General features: G+C 72.0%; 16 protein-coding genes. 7 read left to right on the forward strand and 9 right to left on the reverse strand.

The features are described 5' to 3' along the window. Positions 1-16: 16 nt before the first annotated feature. From P8A20_RS06450 to P8A20_RS06460, 3 genes are read right to left on the reverse strand one after another with little or no spacing between them, the layout of a single operon-like run. Positions 17-1,321 carry an ABC transporter substrate-binding protein gene (locus P8A20_RS06450; RefSeq protein WP_306103050.1) on the reverse strand — a complete coding sequence of 435 codons (1,305 nt, stop codon included), beginning with the start codon at positions 1,319-1,321 and terminating at the stop codon, positions 17-19. Beyond that, positions 1,321-2,160 (reverse strand): carbohydrate ABC transporter permease, encoded by an 840-nt coding sequence (locus tag P8A20_RS06455; RefSeq protein ID WP_147959993.1) that lies wholly within the window; start codon positions 2,158-2,160, stop codon positions 1,321-1,323. The genes P8A20_RS06450 and P8A20_RS06455 overlap by 1 nt, the downstream gene beginning before the upstream one ends. Further along, a complete protein-coding gene (locus P8A20_RS06460; RefSeq protein ID WP_147959992.1) occupies positions 2,157-3,095 on the reverse strand; it encodes a carbohydrate ABC transporter permease in 939 nt (312 codons plus the stop codon). The genes P8A20_RS06455 and P8A20_RS06460 overlap by 4 nt, the downstream gene beginning before the upstream one ends. Positions 3,096-3,220: 125 nt before the next feature. Here P8A20_RS06460 and P8A20_RS06465 point away from each other — a divergent pair, with 125 nt between their 5' ends. Then, the gene (locus tag P8A20_RS06465; RefSeq protein WP_147959991.1) at positions 3,221-4,087 is read left to right on the forward strand and encodes a phosphotransferase enzyme family protein; all 867 of its coding nucleotides are present in this window, start codon (positions 3,221-3,223) and stop codon (positions 4,085-4,087) included. Between the two features lie 131 nt (positions 4,088-4,218). After that, positions 4,219-4,578, forward strand: coding sequence for a DUF4333 domain-containing protein (locus P8A20_RS06470; RefSeq protein ID WP_147959990.1), 360 nt, complete (start codon positions 4,219-4,221; stop codon positions 4,576-4,578). 18 nt (positions 4,579-4,596) lie between these two features. On the opposite strand, the gene P8A20_RS06475 is transcribed toward P8A20_RS06470, so the two are convergent. Both P8A20_RS06475 and P8A20_RS06480 read right to left on the reverse strand, forming a co-directional pair. Further along, a complete protein-coding gene (locus P8A20_RS06475; RefSeq protein ID WP_147959989.1) occupies positions 4,597-5,331 on the reverse strand; it encodes a 3'-5' exonuclease in 735 nt (244 codons plus the stop codon). Between the two features lie 80 nt (positions 5,332-5,411). Continuing rightward, positions 5,412-6,644, reverse strand: coding sequence for a DUF5919 domain-containing protein (locus P8A20_RS06480; RefSeq protein WP_147959988.1), 1,233 nt, complete (start codon positions 6,642-6,644; stop codon positions 5,412-5,414). A gap of 379 nt (positions 6,645-7,023) precedes the next feature. On the opposite strand from P8A20_RS06480, the gene glgX reads away from it, so the two are divergent. After that, the gene (gene glgX, locus P8A20_RS06485; RefSeq protein ID WP_147959987.1) at positions 7,024-9,180 is read left to right on the forward strand and encodes a glycogen debranching protein GlgX; all 2,157 of its coding nucleotides are present in this window, start codon (positions 7,024-7,026) and stop codon (positions 9,178-9,180) included. Positions 9,181-9,277: 97 nt separating this feature from the next. Beyond that, positions 9,278-11,674, forward strand: a complete 2,397-nt coding sequence (gene treY, locus P8A20_RS06490) for a malto-oligosyltrehalose synthase (protein ID WP_147959986.1) — start codon at positions 9,278-9,280, stop codon at positions 11,672-11,674. 19 nt (positions 11,675-11,693) lie between these two features. On the opposite strand, the gene P8A20_RS06495 is transcribed toward treY, so the two are convergent. Then, on the reverse strand, positions 11,694-12,260 hold the full coding sequence (locus P8A20_RS06495; RefSeq protein ID WP_147959985.1) for an FHA domain-containing protein: 567 nt from the start codon (positions 12,258-12,260) through the stop codon (positions 11,694-11,696). Between the two features lie 164 nt (positions 12,261-12,424). Here P8A20_RS06495 and P8A20_RS06500 point away from each other — a divergent pair, with 164 nt between their 5' ends. Beyond that, positions 12,425-13,384: a GNAT family N-acetyltransferase gene (locus tag P8A20_RS06500; RefSeq protein ID WP_306103051.1), complete on the forward strand. Its 960-nt coding sequence runs from the start codon at positions 12,425-12,427 to the stop codon at positions 13,382-13,384. A gap of 216 nt (positions 13,385-13,600) precedes the next feature. Beyond that, on the forward strand, positions 13,601-14,512 hold the full coding sequence (locus P8A20_RS06505) for a GNAT family N-acetyltransferase (RefSeq protein ID WP_147959983.1): 912 nt from the start codon (positions 13,601-13,603) through the stop codon (positions 14,510-14,512). On the opposite strand, the gene P8A20_RS06510 is transcribed toward P8A20_RS06505, so the two are convergent. Then, complete coding sequence (locus tag P8A20_RS06510; protein WP_147959982.1) at positions 14,484-15,869, reverse strand: GH1 family beta-glucosidase; 1,386 nt, start codon at positions 15,867-15,869, stop codon at positions 14,484-14,486. The genes P8A20_RS06505 and P8A20_RS06510 overlap by 29 nt on opposite strands. A 203-nt stretch (positions 15,870-16,072) precedes the next feature. On the opposite strand from P8A20_RS06510, the gene treZ reads away from it, so the two are divergent. Continuing rightward, positions 16,073-17,833: a malto-oligosyltrehalose trehalohydrolase gene (treZ, locus tag P8A20_RS06515; RefSeq protein ID WP_306103052.1), complete on the forward strand. Its 1,761-nt coding sequence runs from the start codon at positions 16,073-16,075 to the stop codon at positions 17,831-17,833. 19 nt (positions 17,834-17,852) lie between these two features. Here the strand turns inward: treZ and P8A20_RS06520 are convergent, their stop codons facing one another. Beyond that, complete coding sequence (locus P8A20_RS06520; RefSeq protein WP_306103053.1) at positions 17,853-18,983, reverse strand: aminopeptidase P family protein; 1,131 nt, start codon at positions 18,981-18,983, stop codon at positions 17,853-17,855. A 91-nt stretch (positions 18,984-19,074) separates the two neighbouring features. Next, positions 19,075-19,701, reverse strand: coding sequence for a nucleoside/nucleotide kinase family protein (locus P8A20_RS06525; RefSeq protein ID WP_147961209.1), 627 nt, complete (start codon positions 19,699-19,701; stop codon positions 19,075-19,077). Positions 19,702-19,745: the final 44 nt, after the last annotated feature.

Here is a 19,745-nt window from a genome sequence, read left to right on the forward strand (position 1 = left end):
CATGCCCCGCCCGGGATCAGCGCTGGTAGCGGGCCAGAACCCGGTTCCCGTCCTCGACCAGGCGTTTCTTCAGCTCCTCGGTGTCGATGGCCCCGCTGTAGTACTCCTGGAGTGCCGGCGTGGCGACCTTGTCCTTCCATTCGGGGTAGCCCCGGACCGACTGCGCGGGTGCGGGGCGCAGTGCCCGGGCGAGCGCGGTACCCGTGGCCCAGCCGTTCTCGGCGGTGTGCAGGGCGGGGTCCGCCAGCGCCTCGGTGCCGGTCGGCAGCATCCAGTCGCCCTTGGCCAGCCGGACCATGTTCGCGGGACGCAGCAGGAAGTCGATGAACCGCGCGGCCTCCCTCTTGTGCGGACTGTCCTCTGCGACCGAGAGGGTCTGCGGACTGACCCCCTGGGCGAGCCCTCCGCTGCCGGCCGGCGCCGGCAGCACCGTCCACTCGAAGCCCTCGGGGGCCTGCTCGACGACCTGCTGGCGGTAGGAGAAGCCCAGCGGGACCATGGCGTACTTCCCGCCGAAGAGGCCGGGGAGGGTGTCCGAACCTCCCATGCCGAGGGACGGACGCGCGGCACTGCGGTCCGAGACGACCTGGTCCCGGACCGTGCCGGGCATGACCCGGTCGCCTTCGTCGAACCGGATCGTCACCTTTCCGTCGGTACCGCGGTGGAAGAGCCGGCCACCGGATGAGAGGCCCAGGTTGAGGGTGACGGAGACCGGCTCCTTGAGCGGCCAGGCGACGCCGTACGTCCCCTTCTTCGTGAGCTTCGCGGTGATCTGCCGGAACTCCGGCCAGCTCCAGGGCTTCCCGGGGGTCGGGATCCTGACGCCGGAGGCTTCGAGGATCTTCGTGTTGGCGATCAGGACCTTGGGTTCCTGGAGGAAGGGGACCCCGTAGACGCCGTCGCCGAAGGTGGTGGTCGCCCAGGACTGCTGCGGGATGTCCTCGGTCAGCCGGTCCGGCAGCAGGGTCCTCAGGTCGGCGAGGTAGCCGCCGTACGCGAAGTCCGCGAGGTCGTCGGAGGCGTCGTGGATGATGTCGGGCGCCTCGCCGCCCTCGAAGGACGTGAGCAGCTGGTCGTGGACGTTGTCCCAGCTGCCCTGGACGTAGTCCACCTGGACGTCCGGGTGGGTGGCGTTCCATTCCCGTACGAGCTGCCTGTTGGCGTCGACGGACTCCTTCTGCCAGGCCAGCGACTGGAAGCTGAGCCGGATCGTGCCGTCCGCCTCCGTGCCGCGGCCGTCGTCGCCCGAGCAGCCGGCCAGCAGAAGGGCGAGAACGGTGGTCACCGCGGTGGCGAGTGCGGGCAGGCGTCGGCGGGGCATCAGTTCTTCACCGCCCCGGCCGTCAGGCCGCCCGTGATGCGCTTCTGGATGACCGCGAAGAGCACGAGGGAGGGAAGGGTGGCGAGGAACGCGGCGGCAGCGAGCGGCCCGAGGTCGGCCACCCCCTCCGCGCCGAGGAAGTGCGTGAGGACGACCGGCAAGGTCTGCTTCTCCGGGGTCTTGAGCAGGACGAGCGCGAAGAAGAACTCGTTCCATGCGGTGATGAACGCGAAGAGCGCGGTGGCGACGATCCCCGGGGCCAGCAGGGGCGCGGTGACCGAGACGAGGATCCGGACCCTCCCCGCCCCGTCGACGGCGGCGGCCTCCTCCAGTTCGGGCGGCACGGCCCGTACGTATCCGGCGAGCATCCAGAGCGCGAAGGGCAGGGACCAGACGACGTACACCAGGATCAGCCCCCACAGCGAGTTGATCAGGTGCAGGTACTTGAGGACCAGGAACAGCGGGATGATCACGAGGACGAAGGGGAACGCCTGGCTGACCACGACCCACCCGGTGGCGGCCGTGGAGAGGCGCCCTCGGTGGCGGGCCATCACATAGGCCATGGGCGTGGCGATGACGACCGCGATCAGGGCGGCGCAGAGCGCGGCAGTGAGCGAGTTGGCCGCGGCCCTGAGCAGCGGCTGTTCGTCGAAGGCCTGCCGGAAGTTGTCCAGCGTCGGGTCCTCGGGGATCCACGTGGGGTGCAGCGAGCCGAGTTCGCGGGCCGGCTTGAAAGCGGTGGAGATCAGCCAGAGGAAGGGGAACGCGAGGAAGACGAGGTAGCACAGGAGCGCGGCGTACTGCCCGGCGCGCGCGGTTCCGCTCGTACGCAGGCTCATCCGTCCTCGCCTCCCCTCAGCCGGCCGACGAGATACACGGCGAGGAGCACCGAGATGACGGCGACCATCACGCATCCCATCGCGGCGGCGTAGCCGAACTGCCCGTAGCGGAATGCCTCCTCGTAGGCGAAGAGCATGGGCAGCCGGGTACGGCCGCCCGGCCCGCCGCTGGTCAGGACGTAGACCAGGGCGAAGGAGTTGAAGTTCCAGATGAAGTTGAGCGCGCTGATCGCGAGGGCCACCGGCCTGATGGCGGGCCAGGTGACCGTGCGGAAGCGACGCCAGGCGCCGGCTCCGTCGAGGGCGGCCGCCTCGTGGAGTTCGTGCGGGGTGTTCTGCAGTCCGGCCAGCAGCGCCACGGTGGTCTGCGGCATGCCCGCCCAGATGCCGACGACGATCACGGCGGGCAGCGCGGTGGCGAGTCCGGTGAGCCAGTCCCTGCCGTCACCGAGCCCGAGATCGCGGACGGTCTCGTTGAGGATGCCGGCGTCCGGGTTGTAGACCAGGCGCCACATGATGCCGACGACGACCTCGGGCATGGCCCAGGGGATGATCGCGAGTGCCCTCGCGAGCCAGCGCATCCGCAGGTTCGCGTCGAGCAGCAGGGCGAGTCCGAGGGCGAGCACGAACTGCGGGACCGTGACCCCGACCGCCCACAGCAGGCCGATCCGGAAGGACTCCCAGAACAGGGTGTCGTGCAGCAGGTCCTGGAAGTTGAGGAGGCCGACCCACTGCGTGGAACGGGTGCGGCCCGACTGGGCGTCGGTGAAGGCCAGCGCGATGCCGTACAGCAGGGGGCCGACGCTCAGGATCAGGATCGGGATGAGCGCGGGCAGCACCAGGAACCAGGTGGCGCCGTCCCGTCGGCGGCCGTCGCCCTGTCCGCCCCGCGGGGCTCTGCGCCCGGACCGCACCGTTGCGGTCACCAGTGTCATGAATTCGACCCCTTTACCTCTTCGGATCGGTTTCATCCCTGTATTGCCGCCCGGGCGGCCCCCGTCATCGTGCTGACGGGCCGCCCGTACGTCAAGGTGGCCTGCGCGGATGAGAAAATCAGGCCATGGACGAGATGCGCGCACGCGAGGTACTCACCGCCGCCGGACTGCCCGGTGGGGCGGAGCTCCTCGCGCTGGGCGAGAACGCGGTGTTCGCCGTCGGTGACCTGGTGGTCAAGACCGGCCGGGACGCCACGCACCACCCGGAGCTGCGGGAGCGGGCCGAGCGCGAGGTGGCCGTCGCCCGGTGGCTCGCCGCCTCGGGCGTACCCGCCGTACGTGCGGCCGAACCATCGGCCCGGCTGGTGGAGGGCCACCCGGTGACCGTGTGGCACCGGCTGCCCGATGCCGTACGCCCGTCCGAACCGCACGATCTCGCCCCGCTGCTCACCCAGGTGCACGCGCTGCCGGCCCCGGAGGGCTTCACGCTCCCCCGCCGTGAGCTGCTCGGCGGTGTCGAACGCTGGCTGCGCCTGGCCGGCGACGCGATCGATCCGGCCGACGCGGACTACCTGCGCGGCCGGCGCGACGGCTTCGCGAAGGCCGCAGCGGCTCTCGCCCCGCACCTTCCGCCGGGGCCGATCCACGGCGACGCGCTCCCCCGCAACGTCCATGTCGGCCCGGAGGGGCCGGTGCTCGTCGACCTGGAGACCTTCTCCTTCGACCTGCGCGAGCACGACCTGGTGGTCCTCGCGCTCTCCCGCGACCGGTACGGCCTGCCCGCCGACGCCTACGACGCGTTCACCGAGGCGTACGGCTGGGACGTGCGGCAGTGGGAAGGATGCGCGGTGCTGCGCGGCGCGCGGGAGACCGCCAGCTGCGCCTGGGTCTCCCAGCACGCACCGGCGAACCCGAAGGCACGCGCGGAATTCGAGCGCAGGGTCGCCTCGCTGCGCGAGGACGACCCCGAGGTGCGCTGGTACCCCTTCTGACCGGCTCTCCGGTCCGGCGGGATCACCGTGCGCCGCCGGAGGTGGGTGGGCCGTCCCACGGCGGCAGGCGTGGAACCTGGTGCCCCGTAAGCTACCGGCGACCACCTTGATCAGTCGGAATGGAGACCCCCATGGCCATACCCCGCTCGACCGCGGCGAAGTGGAGCCTGTCGGTCGTGGCCGTGACCGCGGGCGTGCTGCTCACCGGCTGCTCGGCGTCGGTGAGCGTCGGGAAGACCGACCCGAAGCTGTCTGCGGAGAAGCTGGCCGCCACGGTGTCCGAGAAGCTCGCCCGGACGACCGGCCAACCGGAACCTGACATCAGCTGCCCCGAGGACCTCGCCGGGAAGGTCGGCACCACGACCCGGTGCGAGCTCACGGCCGACGACGGCAGCACCCTCGGTGTGACGGCGACCGTCACCTCGGTCGAAGGAGAGCAGATCAACTTCGACATCAAGGCCGACGAGACGGCGACACCGGCTCCCAACTGACGTCCCGGGACGGCCGGATCAGCTCCTGTCGCCCGCGGGCTCCCGCCTCCGGGGTACGAGCGGCCACGCCGGCTCGACGACCGCCGCCGGGTCCGCGGTACGCCGCAGGTAGGCCTGCAGCGAGAGCGACTGCTCGGCTGCCGCGCGCACCTGGAGAATGTGGAGTTCCTCCAGCGGCATCGCCCCGACGGGCCCGTGCTTCTCCCCCATGCGCCGCACCACACGGGCGGCGGCCACCGCGTCCGCCCTCGCGTCGTGAGCGTCGTCGAGCCGCACACCGTAGTGGGCGCACAGGGCGTGCAGGGCCCGCTTCCCCTTCCGGTACTTGTCGACGTGCTTGTCGATCACCAGCGGATCGATGACGGGCGAGGGCGCGTCGCCCAGTCGCTCGCTGACCGACTCGACGGCGTACCGCCGGCACTCACGGTCGAGCAGGGAGAGGTCGTAGCGCGCGTTCATCACCACGAGAGGCGTCCCGGAGCCCAGCCCTTCGGCGACGGCACGGGTGATCTCCTCGATCGCCGAGGCCGCCGGCATCCCGTGCTCGCGGGCCCGTTCCGTCGAGATGCCGTGGATCGCCGACGCCTGTTCGGGTATGGCCACCCCGGGATCCAGCAGCCAGGTCCGCTCGGCCGACACCGATCCGTCGGCCTCCAGCCGGACGACCGCCGCCGTCACGATGCGATCGGTCTCGACGTCCGTCCCCGTGGTCTCCAGGTCGAACGCCAGCAGCGGCCCGCTGATCCAGCTCATCCCGCATCTTCCCTTCAGTGGTGCGTTCCCCCAAGTGACGACCACCTTCGCACGCACCACTGACAACCCCGGAAGGGACGTCAGGAGACGGGCCTGGAGTCCGTCCAGACCGACTCGAACTCCTCGCGGTACGTCTCGAAGAGGCCGTGCTCACTGTCCTGCCCCGCCCTGACCACCGCACGCCCCCCGCCGCGCAGCACCAGGACGGGCGCCTCCATGCCGCGTGCGCGACGCAGGTACGGCTGGACGACCCCGACCGCGTCGGACCCGTCACCGTCCACCAGGTAGGCGGTGAAGCGCGGCGTCTCGTCGAAGACGTGGATCTGGAAGGCCCCCGGGTCGCGGAGCCTGGAGCGGACCCGGCGCATGTGGAGGATGTTCATCTCCACGGAGCGGCTCAGTTCGCCCTTCTTGAGTCCGAGTTCGCGCTCCCGGCGCTTGACCGCGCTGCTCGCCGGGTTGATGAACAGCAGCCGGACCCGGCAGCCCGACTCGGCGAGGCGGACGAGCCGGCGCCCCGAGAAGTTCTGCGTGAGGAGGTTGAGTCCTATGCCGATCGCGTCCAGCCGGCGCGCGCCGCCGAACAGGTCCTCGGCGGGCAGCTGACGCTGCAGGCGCACCCGGTCCGGGTGGACGGAGACGACGTCGGCGTAGCGGTCGCCGACCAGTTCCTCCACGGCGTCCACGGGCAGCCGGTCGGCGGACGGGACCGCGGCCCCGTTGCCGAGGATCTCGAGCAGCCGTGCGGACGCCCTCTCCGCCTGGGCCAGGACGGCCTCGTTCAGCGCCCGGTTGCGGGAGACGACGTTGCGCGCCACCTCCAGCTCGTCGAGCGCGAGCTCCACCTCGCGGCGGTCGTCGAAGTACGGTTCGAAGCAGGGCCAGTGCTGGACCATCAGCTCGCGCAGCTGCGGCAGCGTGAGGAAGCTCAGGACGTTGTCGTCGGCCGGGTCGAGCAGGTAGCCCTTGCGGCGCGAGACCTCCCGCACGGCGACGGCGCGCTGCACCCACTCCTGTCCCGCGGGCCCCGCGGCGGCCACCACCCAGTCCTCGCCGTGCACCGGCTCGTAGATCGGCCGGATCACGGCGGAGACCACGGCACGCAGCCGTTGTTCCACCAGATTCAGCCAGATGTAGGCACGCCCCGCCCGCTGGGCGCGCGTGCGCACCTCGTTCCAGGCGTCCGCTCCCCAGTCCAGCTCAGCACCGATCTCCATGGGCTGTGCGAGGGAGACAGCCCCCGGCGGGGCATCGGTCGATTCCCCCTCGTGACCCGTGTCACCTGGGGGCAGCTCGAACCCTCCCGAGCTCACCCGTGTACCGCCTTCCACTCCCCCACCAACGATCAAGGAAGGGTACTCCGGTAGCGGGAGCCGGTGCAGCAGGATGCACAGGCTCCTTACTCAACTCCCCTATGTCACCGGCCCGTTCCTTGCGGTGAGATCGGGTGGAGTGAGATGGTTCATAGTGATTGCGCACCCTCTCGCACGCCGTAGGACGGACGGAGGCGCTGCCCGGCGGCCCGGGCCCCCTGTCCGGGCGACACCGAGGTGTGCCAGGTTGACCGGCCCGGCGGGACGACACGACGGAACCCGGCCGCACCGCTCGACGTACTAGGTACAGGACCGTCTTTCGGGGAGTATCGGGGCGAAAACCCCCAGCACCCGGATCAGAAGTGGAAGAGTCCTATCTATGCAGGTCTGGCCGGGACACGCGTATCCGCTCGGTGCCACGTACGACGGCGCCGGAACCAACTTCGCGGTCTTCTCGGAGGCCGCCGACCGAATCGAGTTGTGCCTGCTGCACGACGACGGTTCAGAAACGGCGGTGGAGCTCCGCGAGACCGACGCCTTCGTCCGTCACGCCTATCTGCCGGGTGTGATGCCGGGGCAGCGCTACGGCTTCCGGGTGCACGGGCCCTACGAACCGCAGCACGGGCAGCGCTGCAACTCGGCGAAACTGCTCCTCGACCCCTACGCCCGCGCGATCTCGGGGCAGATCCGGTGGGGCGAGGCGGTGTACGGCTATCCGTTCGGCAAGCCGGACGAGCGCAACGACCTGGACTCGGCGCCGCACACGATGAGCTCGGTCGTGGTCAATCCGTACTTCGACTGGGGCGACGACCGCCGCCCCCGCACCGACTACCACCGCACGGTGATCTACGAGGCCCATGTGAAGGGCCTGACGATGCTTCACCCGGGTCTGCCGGAGGAGCTGCGCGGCACCTACGCGGGGCTCGCGCACCCCGAGATCATCGCCCACCTGACGGAGCTCGGGGTCACCGCGATCGAGCTGATGCCGGTGCACCAGTTCGTCCAGGACCACCGTCTCGCCGACGCGGGCCTCGCCAACTACTGGGGCTACAACACCATCGGTTTCTTCGCCCCCCACAACGCCTACGCCTCCTGGGGCGACCGCGGCGAGCAGGTGCTGGAGTTCAAGCAGGCGGTGAAGGCGCTGCACCAGGCGGGGATCGAGGTGATCCTCGACGTGGTCTACAACCACACCGCCGAGGGCAACCACCTCGGTCCGACGCTGTCGTTCCGGGGGCTGGACAACGCCTCGTACTACCGGCTGGCCGACGACCAGAAGTACTACATGGACACCACCGGCACGGGGAACTCCCTGCTGATGCGGTCGCCGCACGTCCTCCAGCTGATCATGGACTCGCTGCGGTACTGGGTGACCGAGATGCATGTGGACGGCTTCCGCTTCGACCTGGCGGCGACCCTCGCACGCCAGTTCCACGAGGTGGACCGGCTGTCCTCCTTCTTCGACCTCGTGCAGCAGGACCCGGTGGTCAGCCAGGTGAAGCTGATCGCCGAACCCTGGGACGTGGGCGAGGGCGGTTACCAGGTGGGGAACTTCCCGCCGCTGTGGACCGAGTGGAACGGCAAGTACCGGGACACGGTGCGGGACCTGTGGAGGGGCGAGCCCCGGACCCTCGCGGAGTTCGCCGGGCGCCTCACGGGCTCCTCCGACCTCTACCAGGACGACGGCAGGCGCCCGCTGGCCTCGATCAACTTCACCACCTGCCACGACGGTTTCACCCTGCACGACCTGGTCTCCTACAACGACAAGCGCAACGATGCCAACGGCGAGGGCAACCGGGACGGCGAGAGCCACAACCGTTCGTGGAACTGCGGGGCGGAGGGCGAGACCGAGGACAAGGAGGTCCTGGAGCTGCGCAGCCGTCAGATGCGCAACTTCATCGCCACCCTGATGCTCTCCCAGGGCGTGCCCATGCTGAGTCACGGGGACGAGTTCGCACGCACGCAGCGGGGCAACAACAACGGCTACTGCCAGGACAACGAGCTCTCGTGGGTCCACTGGCCGGATCCGGCCGCCGCCTCGCACGCGGAGGACCGCGAGGAGGACGGCGCCGCCTCGGACACGAGTCTGCTGGAGTTCACCCGGTCCATGGTCTGGCTGCGCCGGGACCACCCGGTCTTCCGGCGCCGGCGCTTCTTCCACGGCCGTCCGGTGGAGGGCACGCACGACGAGCTGTCCGACATCGCGTGGTTCACCCCGAGGGGTGAGGAGATGACCCAGCGGGACTGGCAGGCCGCGCACGCCAAGGCCATGACGGTCTTCCTCAACGGCCACGCGATCTCCGAGCCCGGCCCGCGCGGTGAGCGGATCGCCGACGACTCCTTCCTGCTCCTGTTCAACGCTGGCGCCGAGACCTTGGAGTTCACCGTTCCGATGAACCACGGCAGGCAGTGGCAGGTCGTCGTGGACACGGCGGTCCCGGACGGGGTGCCGCCCGGTGCGGGGCCCAGGGTGTCCGCGGGCGAGCGGGTGACGCTGATCGGGCGCAGTCTGACGGTGCTCAAGCGTCCGGCGTAGGCCGTTGGGGTGACGGGCACCGGCCGGGCGGGCCGCCGGCCGGTGCCGGGCCGTCGGAAGGTGGGAGAGAGGCGCCCCGCTGGGTACGTACGAGTCCATGACGCCCACCGCCACGTACCGGCTCCAGCTCCAACCGGACTTCCCGTTCGCCGCCGCCGCCGACGCCGTGCCGTACCTCGCCGGACTCGGCGTCTCGCACCTGCATCTGTCCCCCGTGCTGGAGGCCGTGCCAGGCTCCGGGCACGGCTACGACGTCGTCGACCACAGCAGGGTGCGGGCCGAGTTCGGGGGTGAGGAGGGCCTGCGGGAGCTGGCCGCAACGGCTCGCGCGCACGGCCTCGGGCTGATCCTGGACATCGTGCCGAACCACATGGCCGCCGCGCCCCGGTACAACCTGCCGCTGTGGGAGGTGCTGCGCGAGGGCCCCGGGTCCCCGTACGCCCGCTGGTTCGACATCGACTGGGCAGCGGGCGGCGGGAAGGTGCTGCTGCCCGTGCTGGCGGGGCGTGTCGGCGAGGAGAGCGACGCCTTCGAGCAGGGCACCCGGGACGACGGCACACCCGTGCTCCGCCACGGCGACCTGGAGTTCCCGCTCCGCGAGGGCACGGCGGGCCTCCCACTGCCCGAGCTGCTGGCCGCGCAGCACTACCGGCTCGCCTGGTGGCGGCTGGCCAGGACCGAGCTGAACTACCGCCGGTTCTTCACCATCTCGGACCTGATCGGCGTGCGGGTGGAGCACCCCGAGGTCTTCGACGCCACCCACGGCAAGATCCTGGAGCTGGTCCGCGACGGGGTCGTCGACGGGCTGCGCATCGACCACCCGGACGGGCTGGCCGATCCCGCCGCGTACCTCGGGCGGCTCGGTGACGCCACCGGCGGCCGCTGGACGGTGGTGGAGAAGATCCTCACGGGACCCGAGTCCCTGCCGGCAGGCTGGGCTGTCGCGGGGACGACGGGGTACGACGCGCTGCACCGGGTGGACGGGCTGTTCACGGACCCGATGGGCGCGGCGGATCTCCTGGGCCGCTACCGGGACTTCGCGGGACCTCCGGGCGACCGCGGCGGCTACTGGACGGCGACGGTCCGGCGGGCGGCGTACCGCGTGGTCACCCACGAGCTGGCAGCCGAGACGGAGTGGCTGACCCGACTCGCCGTCGAGGTCTGTGCCGGGGACCCCGCCCTCAGGGACCACGCGCCGTGGGCCCTGCGCACGGCGGTACGGGAACTGCTGGTCCGGGTGCCCGTGTACCGGCCGTACGTGACGGCGGGCGGTCCGCTCACGGAGGCCGCCGAGTCGACGCTCCCGGCCGGGACGGTGCGGGACGCCAAGGCTGCCTTCTCGGTCTCCCAGGAGGCGGAGGCCGTCGACGTGGTGCGGGATCTGGCGCTCGGCCGCCTCGGTGACGGACCGGCCCACTCGGCGTTCTGCGCCAGGTTCGCGCAGACGGCGTCCGCCCTGCACGCCAAGTCGGTGGAGGACACGGCGTTCTACCGTTACGCACCGCTGATCTCGGCGACCGAGGTGGGCGGCGACCCGGGGCGGCCGGCGGTGAGCCCGGAGGAGTTCCATGCCTTCTGCGCCCGTGTCGCCCGGGACTGGCCGGCGACCGGCACGGTGCTGACCACCCACGACACCAAGCGGAGCGGGGACCTCCGCGCCCGGATCGCGGTGCTGTCCGAGTGCCCGGAGCGGTGGTCCTCGCTGGTTGCTCAGCTGTCCAGGGCGACGCCCGTGCCGTCCCCGGATCCTCAGCTGGCCTGGCAGGCCTGGCAGTCGGCGTACGGGTGCGCGGGCCTGCCCGCGGGGGAGATGGCGGGCAGGCTGGAGCCGGCGCTGCTCAAGGCCGTCAGGGAGGCCGGCCTGTTCACCAGCTGGACCGAGCCGGATCCGGTGTACGAGCGGGCGGTGACCGACTTCGTGGCGGCCGGCCCGGGCGGTGACTCCGGTGAGGCGCGGTCGGCGCTGACCAGGTTCGCGGACGGGCTGGCCCCCTTCGTACGGGCGAATGTGCTGGGTGCCGCGCTGGTGCATCTGACGATGCCCGGGGTGCCCGATCTGTACCAGGGCACGGAGCGGGACTACATCGCCCTGGTCGACCCCGACAACCGGCGGCCGTTCACCAGGCCCCCCTCGGGTGAGGACGAGAAGGCCGCGCTGACCACGGCCGCGCTCCAACTGCGCCGGGAGCGCCCGGAGCTCTTCGGGGAGTCGGGAACGTACGCCCCGCTCGCGGCACACGGCCCCGCGGCCGCGCACTGTCTGGCGTTCGCCCGGTCGGGCGAGGTGGTCACGGCGGTGACCCGGCTGTCGCTGCGGCTCCACGAGGAGGGCGGCTGGCGCGACACGGAGCTGGCGCTGCCCGGCGAGGACCGGTGGAGCGATCTGCTGTCGCCCGGGCGGGATTTCATGGGTTCCGCCGTGGCCGTGGCCGAACTCTTCGCGGACCGGCCGGTGGCGCTGCTCGTCAGGGCTCCGGGCGGCCGGCAGGGATGACGGAGCCGGGCGGCCGGGTTCAGGCCGGGGGCACCGGCAGCGACGCGGTGAGCCGGAAGGTCATCCGGCCGAAGCTCACCTGGTCGCCCTCGCGCACCACGACCGAACCGACGACCCGCTGTCCGTTGACGCACGTGCCGTTCGTGGAGCCCAGGTCGCACAGGATCCACCGGCTGCCGTGCGCGGTCAGTTCGGCGTGCATCCGGGACACCGTCTCGTGGCTGAGGCGGAGTCCGTTGCCCGGGTCGCGGCCGATGCGCAGCGGGTGCGGGCCGGGCATGGGCAGCAGGAGCCTCGGCAGCCGCTCGGACTGCCACGCCCTGCGCAGGCGGGCCGGGAAGGCGGAGACCCCGCCGACCGCGCGGAACAGGCCCCGGGACCAGCGTCCGTCCGTCTCCAGGTCCGAGGTGAGCGCCTTCAGCTCCTCGGAACGCCGCGCGGTCAGGGCGATTTCCATGCGTCGCAGGAAGGTGTCGTGGGAGAGCTTTCCCTGTGCGGCGCCGTCTCTGAGCGCACCGAGGACACGGTCGCGCTCGGCGTCCGAGAGCCGCGCGGGATACGTGTGGTGCTCGAAGGAGGACGTCACGGAACGATTGTCGGTCCGAGAGCCCCGGAGTGTCCAGACGATGCCCGTTTCCGCCCTCCTCCGACCTGCGCGGCAGGCGGGAGATACCGCGCCCCGGGAGCCGGATGGTTGCTATCCTCCGGCGCCGCCGTCGTACGGCGCGGCACCCCCGTCGAGGAGACTCCGTGACCCCTGCACCACCGGAACTGACCATCCGTCCGCTCGCCGGAGCGGACGAACTCGGTCTCTTCCGCCGCCTTTCCTACGTGCTCGACCACGAGCTGGCCGACGACCTCGCCACGGGGCGTCGCCGCCCGGACTGGATGTGGGTGGCCCTGCGCGGCGACCGCGTCCTCGGCCGGCTCTCCTGGTGGACGGGGCAGGAGGGCGGCAGTCCCCAGTTCCTGGACTTCTTCGACCTGGACGACACCCTGCCGGAGCCGGAGCGCGGCGCGATCGGGCTCGAACTGCTGGAGAAGGCGACGGCCGCGGTCGTCCCGGCCGGGAGCCCCCGGCCTGAGTACGGCCGGTTCGTCCCCCCGGACTGGCGCGAGGACCCCGCCGCGCGCGGTGTCGTCGAGGCCCGGATACGGGTGATGGAGGCGAGCGGCGCCCGGATGCTGGTCGAGCGTCTGCGCCTGGAGTGGCGGGCCGGTACGCCGGTGCCCGAGGACAGTGGCCGGCTGGTGTTCCGGCAGGTCTCCGGTCGCGAGGACCTCCTCGCGCTGATGGCCCCGGTGATGGAGGGGACGCTGGACGCGCACGGACAGGCCGACCTGGCGTCCGGACTGAGCGCCCGTGAGGCGGCGGAGAAGCACTACGACGAGGATTTCGCCGGTCTGCGGACGCCGCGCGAGTGGTGGCGGGTGGCGGAGCTGCCGAGCGGTGAGCCGGTCGGCTTCGTCGTCCCGGCGCGGAACAACTACCACCCGATGATCTCCTACATCGGGGTGCTGCCGGCGCACCGCGGGCACGGCTACATCGACGACCTCCTCGCCGAGGGCACGCGGGTGCTCGCCGCCCAGGACGGTGTGGAGCGGATCCGGGCGGCGACGGACCTCGGCAACGTCCCCATGGCGAAGTCCTTCGCGCGCCTGGGCTACGTCAACTTCGAGCGGGCCTTCGACATGGTGTGGGACCACTGAGAAACCGGTGGACGTGAGGGGTCCGGGGGCCGTACTCTCGGCGCCCGGACACCCGCCCGGACTGGGAAGGAGGCGAGACCCGTGCGCGACCCCGGCACCACCCGCACCACCCGCAGCACCACGATCACGCGCTCCCCATCCGCCCGCAGGACGGTGTCGGACTCGGTCTGACCGGGAGCGCTCGCCTCTCACACCGAGTCCCGGAGGACTTTCCCCATGACCGATGTGGTCATCCGTCCGCTCATCCCGAGCGACGCCCATCTCTTCCACGCGCTCCACGACCCCGGTCTCGTCGGCCGGTCCGCGTTCGGACACCGCTGGGCCACCGTGGCCGACGGCGGCGAGTACCGTCCCGAGTGGACCTGGGTGGCTCTGCGCGACGGCGTCGTCGTCGCCCGGGCCGCCTGGTGGGGCGGGCCCGATGACACCGAACCGGTGCTGCTCAACTACTTCGACTTCGCCGAGGGCGAGGACGCCGCGGGCACCGAACTGCTCCGCCGCGCCCCCTGGTCCGTCGAGTACGAGCTGATCGTTCCCCCGGCCTGGCGTGAGACCCACGGGGTACGGGCGGCCGCGTCGGCGCGGATCGCGGCGGCCGAGGCCGCCGGGATGAAGCCGCTGGTCGAGCGCTACCGGTACGAGTGGACACCCGCCGACGGCCTGCCCGAGCGCCCCGGCCGGCTGGTCTTCCGCGAGGAACCCGACGACGCGGTGGTCCTGGACGTGCTGCGCCGGGTCCACTCCAGGACGCTGGACGCCCACGCCCTGCGCACCATCGAGGGCCCGGGCGGTCTGGAGCAGGCCGCCCAGGAGGAGCTGGACTTCTTCAACTGGTGTCCCTCGCCCCGCTCCTGGTGGCAGCTCGCCCACACCCCGGACGGCGCGCTCGTCGGCATCCAGGTGCCCGCCCGCAATCCGGGTGGCCCGTGCGTCGGCTTCATCGGGGTCGTTCCCGAGGCGCGCGGGCACGGCTACGGCTACGACCTGCTCGTCGAATGCACCCGCTTCCTCGCCGGCGAGGGTGCCACGGCCGTCGCGGGTGCGACGGACCGGGGCAACGTGCCGATGGCCGCCGCGTTCGCCCGGGCGGGGCACCGCATCATCCAGGAGCGCGTTCACCTGGTGTGAGGGCCGGACCACCCGTGCGCTGTGCGCGGATCACGTCGCGGTACCAGGCGTAGGACTCCTTCGGGGTCCTGCGCAGGGTCTCGTAGTCGATGTGGACCAGGCCGAACCGTTTGCTCGCGCCCTCGGTCCATTCGACGTTGTCGGTCAGTGACCAGGTGAAGTAGCCCCGCACGTCGACGCCCGCGTCGATGGCCGTGCGCAGCGCCTCCAGGTGTCCTTCCAGGAAGGCGATGCGGCGGCCGTCGGCGACGGGTTCGTCGACGGCGCAGCCGTTCTCCGTGATGTAGACGGGCGGCAGCCGGTCCCCGAAGCGGTCCCGCAGCTGACCGAGCGTCTCGGCGAGTCCCTGGGGTACGACGGGCCAGCCGAAGTCGGTGGTGTCGTACCCCTCGATCTCCCTGATGCCGAACGGGAGGCCGGAGGGCATCGAGTAGCCCGAGAAGGAGTCGAGCGCCTCCGGCCTGGGCGCTCCGACCAGGGTCGGGTTGTAGTAGTTGACGCCGTACCAGTCGAGGGGGGCGGAGATGATCTTGAGGTCGTCCTCGACCGGGCCGGGCATCAGGGCCGCGAAGCCCTCGTCGGGGTACCGGCCGGTGAGGACCGGGTCGGCGAACAGCCAGTTGGTCAGGGTGTCGTAGAGCTCCGCGCCCGTGCGGTCCTCGTCCGTGTCCCCGGCGGTCCAGACGGGCGAGTGGGAGAGCGCGATGCCGATGTTGCCGGCGCCCGCGGCGCGCAGCGCCCGTACGGCCAGTCCGTGGGCGAGCAGTTGGTGGTGGGCGGCCGGCAGCGCGTCGAAGAGGAGTGTGCGGCCGGGGGCGTGCTCGCCGAGTGCGTAGCCGAGCATCGTCACCTCGGCCGGTTCGTTGATGGTGATCCACATGGGGACCCGGTCGGCGAGGCGTTCGGCGACCATGCCCGCGTATTCGGCGAAGCGGTAGGCGGTGTCCCGGTTGAGCCAGCCGCCCGCCTCGTCCAGCGGGAGCGGGGTGTCCCAGTGGTAGAGGGTCGGGGCAGGGGTGATGCCGTGGGCGCAGAGCTCGTCGACGAGCCGGTCGTAGAAGTCCAGGCCGGCGGGGTTGAGCGAGCCGCTGCCGCCGGGTACGACCCGGGGCCAGCTGATCGAGAAGCGGAACGCGTCCGCGCCGAGTCCGGCGAGCAGGGCGACGTCCTCGCGGTAGCGCTCGTGGAAGCCGGTGCCGCGGGTGGTGTCGGTGCCGTCCTTGATGCGGCCGGGCTGGGCCGCGAAGGCGTCCCAGCCGGAGAGTCCCTTGCCGTCGGTGTCGAAGGCTCCCTCCGTCTGGAAAGCGGAGGCGGAGGCGCCCCACAGGAAGCCGGGTGGGAAGGTCGGCACGGTCATCTCGGCCTCCAGCAGCCGTAAGAGGGACCTCGTGGTACTGCCCGGGCTCACCGCGAATGAGCGGAACCCGGTAGGGCAATGATCAGGACCAGACCCTAATGGCCAGGTGTGGGCTCGCTCCAGTGTCCCGGGGCGGTGCGTACGGATTCCGCCGGTCACGGGGCCTCCGGCGAGGCGTCAGGTTCATGGACGAGGAGTGCTGAATGCAGTTCGAGGTGTGGGCCCCCCAGGCCGGGTCGGCCGTGCTGCGAACGGCGGGCGGACGCCTGCCGATGGAGCGCGACCCGCGGCGCGCGGGCTGGTGGACGGCGGAGGCGGAGGCCGCCGACGGCGACCGCTACGGCTTCTCGCTCGACGACGGCCCCGTGCTGCCGGATCCGCGGTCCCGGCGCCAGCCCGACGGTCCGGACGGCGAGAGCGCCGTCGTCGACCAGGACGCCTACACCTGGCGCACCGCCTGGGCGGGGCGCGGGCTGCCGGGCGCGGTCCTGTACGAACTGCACGTCGGCACTTTCACGGAGGCGGGCACCTTCGACGCGGCGGCCGAACGGCTCGGCCATCTCGTCGGTCTCGGCATCACCCATGTCTCCGTGATGCCCGTCTGCCCGTTCCCGGGAACCCACGGGTGGGGGTACGAAGGAGTGTCGCTCTGGGCGGTGCACGAGCCGTACGGCGGCCCGGGCGGGTTGAAGCGTTTTGTCGACACGGCGCACGGACTGGGTCTCGCCGTGGTCCTGGACGTGGTCCACAACCATCTGGGCCCCTCGGGCAACCACCTGCCGGCCTTCGGCCCGTACTTCACGGACACGCACCACACCCCCTGGGGCTCGGCCGTCAATCTCGACGCCCCCGGTTCGGACGAGGTACGCGCCTATCTGCTGGGCAGCGCACTCGCCTGGCTGCGGGACTACCGACTGGACGGCCTGCGTCTGGACGCCGTCCACGCGCTGGCCGACGGCAGGGCGCTCACCTTCCTGGAGGAGCTCTCCACCGCCGTCGACGCGCTCGCCTCGGAACTCGGCCGGCCGCTGGGGCTGATCGCGGAGTCCGACCTCTGCGACCCCCGCACGACCACTCCGCGCACGGAGGGCGGCATCGGGCTGCACGCCCAGTGGAACGACGACTTCCACCACGCCCTGCACACCGCGCTCACCGGCGAGTCCCAGGGCTACTACGCCGACTTCGCGACCGCCCCGCTGGCCGCACTGGCGAAGACCATGACCAAGGCCTTCTTCCACAACGGGACGTACTCCAGCTTCCGGGGGCGTGTGCACGGCCGCCCCGTCGACGCCACCCGGACACCCGCCCACCGTTTCGTCGGCTACGCCCAGACCCATGACCAGATCGGCAACCGCGCCCTCGGGGACCGGCTCGCCGCCGGGCTCTCCCCGGGTCTCCAGGCGTGCGCGGCGGCGCTGGTGCTCACCGGGCCGTTCGTCCCGATGCTGTTCATGGGCGAGGAATGGGGCGCCCGCACCCCCTGGCAGTTCTTCACCGACCACACCGACGAGGAACTCGCCCGCGCCGTACGCGACGGCAGGAGACGGGAGTTCGCGGCGCACGGCTGGGCCGAGGAGGACATCCCCGATCCTCAGGACCCGGCCACCCGGGCCCGCTCCTGTCTCGACTGGAGCGAGCCGGAGCGGGAGCCGCACGCGCGGCTGTACGCCTGGTACCGCGAGCTGATCGCCCTGCGCCACGCCCTGCCCGACCTCTCCGACCCGGACCTGGCGTCGGTGCGGACGGCGTACGACGAGACGGCGCGCTGGATCGTCTGCCGCAGGGGCGATCTGAGGATCGCCGTCAACCTCTCCGGGGAGCCCGCCGCCATCCCGCTGGGCGCCGGCCGGCACCGGGCCGGCGGGGGCAGGGTGCTGGCAGCCTGGGAGCCGGCCGAGGCCCCCGGCGCCGACGGCGTGCTGCACCTGCCGGCGGAGTCGTGCGTGGTGCTGGCCGACGACTGAACACCCCCTCCGTAGCGCCCTACTCGACGACCGCCAGTTCACGGGCGGTGGTGTTCAGCCGCCTGCCGCCGCTCCGCGTGACCGTGACGATGTCCTCGATGCGGACGCCGAAGCGGCCGGGGAGGTAGATGCCCGGCTCGACGGAGAAGCACATCCCGGGGACCAGCGGCTGCTCCTCGCCCTCGATCATGTACGGCGGCTCGTGGGTGGTGACGCCGATGCCGTGGCCGGTGCGGTGGATGAACCGTTCGCCGTAGCCGAATTCGGTGATGACGGCGCGCGCGGCCCGGTCGACGTCCTGGCAGGCCGCTCCGGGCCGCACGGCGCCGCAGCCGGCCTCCTGGGCCTCCCGTACGACGTCGTGGACCCGCTGCTCCTCCGCGGTGGGTTCGCCGACGTGGACCGTGCGGGAGGTGTCGGAGCCGTAGCCGTGCTTCAGCCCGCCGAAGTCCAGGACCACCATGTCGCCCTGCTCGATGGTGCGGTCGCCCGCCTCGTGGTGCGGGTCGGCGCCGTTGGGTCCTGACCCCACCACCGTGAAGTCGACCTGGGAGTGCCCGTGTCCGACGAGGAGTGCGGCCAGGTCGGCGGCCACGTCGCTCTCCCTGCGTCCGGAGAAGCGGACCTTCAGGATCTGCTCGTACGTCGCGTCGGCCGCGGCCCCCGCCGCGGCGAGCCTCTCCAGCTCGGCCGCGTCCTTGACCGCGCGGAGCATCGGCAGGGCGTCGGTCAGCGAGGCGTAGGAGGTGTCGGGGAGCAGCTTGTGCAGGGCCAGCAGATGCAGGGCCCAGGCGTTGTCGCTGATCCCGAACCGGCCCTTGGCGTCGAGCAGTCCGGCGGTCAGGGTGTACGGGTTCGCGGCGTCGGTCCAGTCCCGCAGGGTCAGGGCGGGGGAACCGGCGGCCCGTTCCGCGTCCGCCGCCTCCAGGGCCGGGACGACGAGGACGGGGTCGTGGCCCGCCCTGAGGACGAGCAGGGTGAGGCGCTCCGTGTCCGCGGTCGGCCGGTATCCGGTGAGGTGGACCATGTCGGGCCCCGGTGCCACGAGGACGCCGGCCAGTCCCGCGGCGTCGGCCGACTCTGCGGCGCGGGTCATCCTGGCCCGGTAGTCGTCGGCGGTGAAGGGGGCGGGCTGGTCGGTGCTGGGCATGGGTACCTCCTGGCGGGGCGACGCGGCACACAGCATCCTGCCCGCCCGCCGGTGCGGGCGCGAGCGGGATTCCACGCGTGCCGCGCCCGGTTCAGCGAAGCCGTACGACGAGGTCGGCGCGGTCGCGGTGCCGCTCGACGAGCCGGGCGTTGCGCTCGTCGGAGCCTGCCACCCAGCGCTCGGCCTGGGGGCGTGACCTGCCGAAGCGCACATGCCGGTCGACCAGCCCGCGCACCCGCAGTGCGGGATCGGCGTGCAGGAACCAGACCTCGTCCAGCAGTCCGCGTACGGGCGCCCAGGGGCCCTCGTCGAGGAGCAGGTAGTTGCCCTCGGTCACGACGAGGGGGATGTCGGCGGGGACGCGCACGGATCCGGCGACCGGCTCCTCCAGCGCGCGGTCGAAGGCGGGCGCGTACACCGGGTCCTGGCCTTGGGGGTGGCGCAGCCGGCGCAGCAGGGCCGCGTACCCGGCGGCGTCGAAGGTGTCGGGGGCGCCCTTGCGTCCGGCCCTGCCGAGGCGTTCCAGTTCGGCCCCCGCCAGATGGAAGCCGTCCATGGGGACCAGGACCGCGTTCCCTTCGAGCCGTTCGACGATGCGGGCGGCCAGCGTGGACTTCCCGGCGCCGGGCGCCCCCGCGATGCCGAGGATGCGGCGTCCGCCGCCGGTGGCGAGGCGGCGGGCGCGGTCGGTCAGCGCGGTGAAGTCGCTCGTGTCCATGGCGGGCATTGTCCCCGGACGGGACGGCACACGTTAGTGTTACG

Origin of the sequence: Streptomyces sp. Alt3, assembly GCF_030719215.1 — a bacterium.
Lineage (GTDB): Bacteria > Actinomycetota > Actinomycetes > Streptomycetales > Streptomycetaceae > Streptomyces > Streptomyces glycanivorans.

Coding starts and splice junctions, on each gene's coding strand:
- P8A20_RS06510 (WP_147959982.1), bottom strand. CDS start 15,869: ATGACCGTGCCGACCTTCCCACCCGGCTTCCTGTGGGGCGCCTCCGCC.
- P8A20_RS06470 (WP_147959990.1), top strand. CDS start 4,219: ATGGCCATACCCCGCTCGACCGCGGCGAAGTGGAGCCTGTCGGTCGTG.
- treZ (WP_306103052.1), top strand. CDS start 16,073: ATGCAGTTCGAGGTGTGGGCCCCCCAGGCCGGGTCGGCCGTGCTGCGA.
- treY (WP_147959986.1), top strand. CDS start 9,278: ATGACGCCCACCGCCACGTACCGGCTCCAGCTCCAACCGGACTTCCCG.
- P8A20_RS06525 (WP_147961209.1), bottom strand. CDS start 19,701: ATGGACACGAGCGACTTCACCGCGCTGACCGACCGCGCCCGCCGCCTC.
- P8A20_RS06465 (WP_147959991.1), top strand. CDS start 3,221: ATGGACGAGATGCGCGCACGCGAGGTACTCACCGCCGCCGGACTGCCC.
- P8A20_RS06460 (WP_147959992.1), bottom strand. CDS start 3,095: ATGACACTGGTGACCGCAACGGTGCGGTCCGGGCGCAGAGCCCCGCGG.
- P8A20_RS06520 (WP_306103053.1), bottom strand. CDS start 18,983: ATGCCCAGCACCGACCAGCCCGCCCCCTTCACCGCCGACGACTACCGG.
- P8A20_RS06475 (WP_147959989.1), bottom strand. CDS start 5,331: ATGAGCTGGATCAGCGGGCCGCTGCTGGCGTTCGACCTGGAGACCACG.
- P8A20_RS06455 (WP_147959993.1), bottom strand. CDS start 2,160: ATGAGCCTGCGTACGAGCGGAACCGCGCGCGCCGGGCAGTACGCCGCG.
- P8A20_RS06505 (WP_147959983.1), top strand. CDS start 13,601: ATGACCGATGTGGTCATCCGTCCGCTCATCCCGAGCGACGCCCATCTC.
- glgX (WP_147959987.1), top strand. CDS start 7,024: ATGCAGGTCTGGCCGGGACACGCGTATCCGCTCGGTGCCACGTACGAC.
- P8A20_RS06450 (WP_306103050.1), bottom strand. CDS start 1,321: ATGCCCCGCCGACGCCTGCCCGCACTCGCCACCGCGGTGACCACCGTT.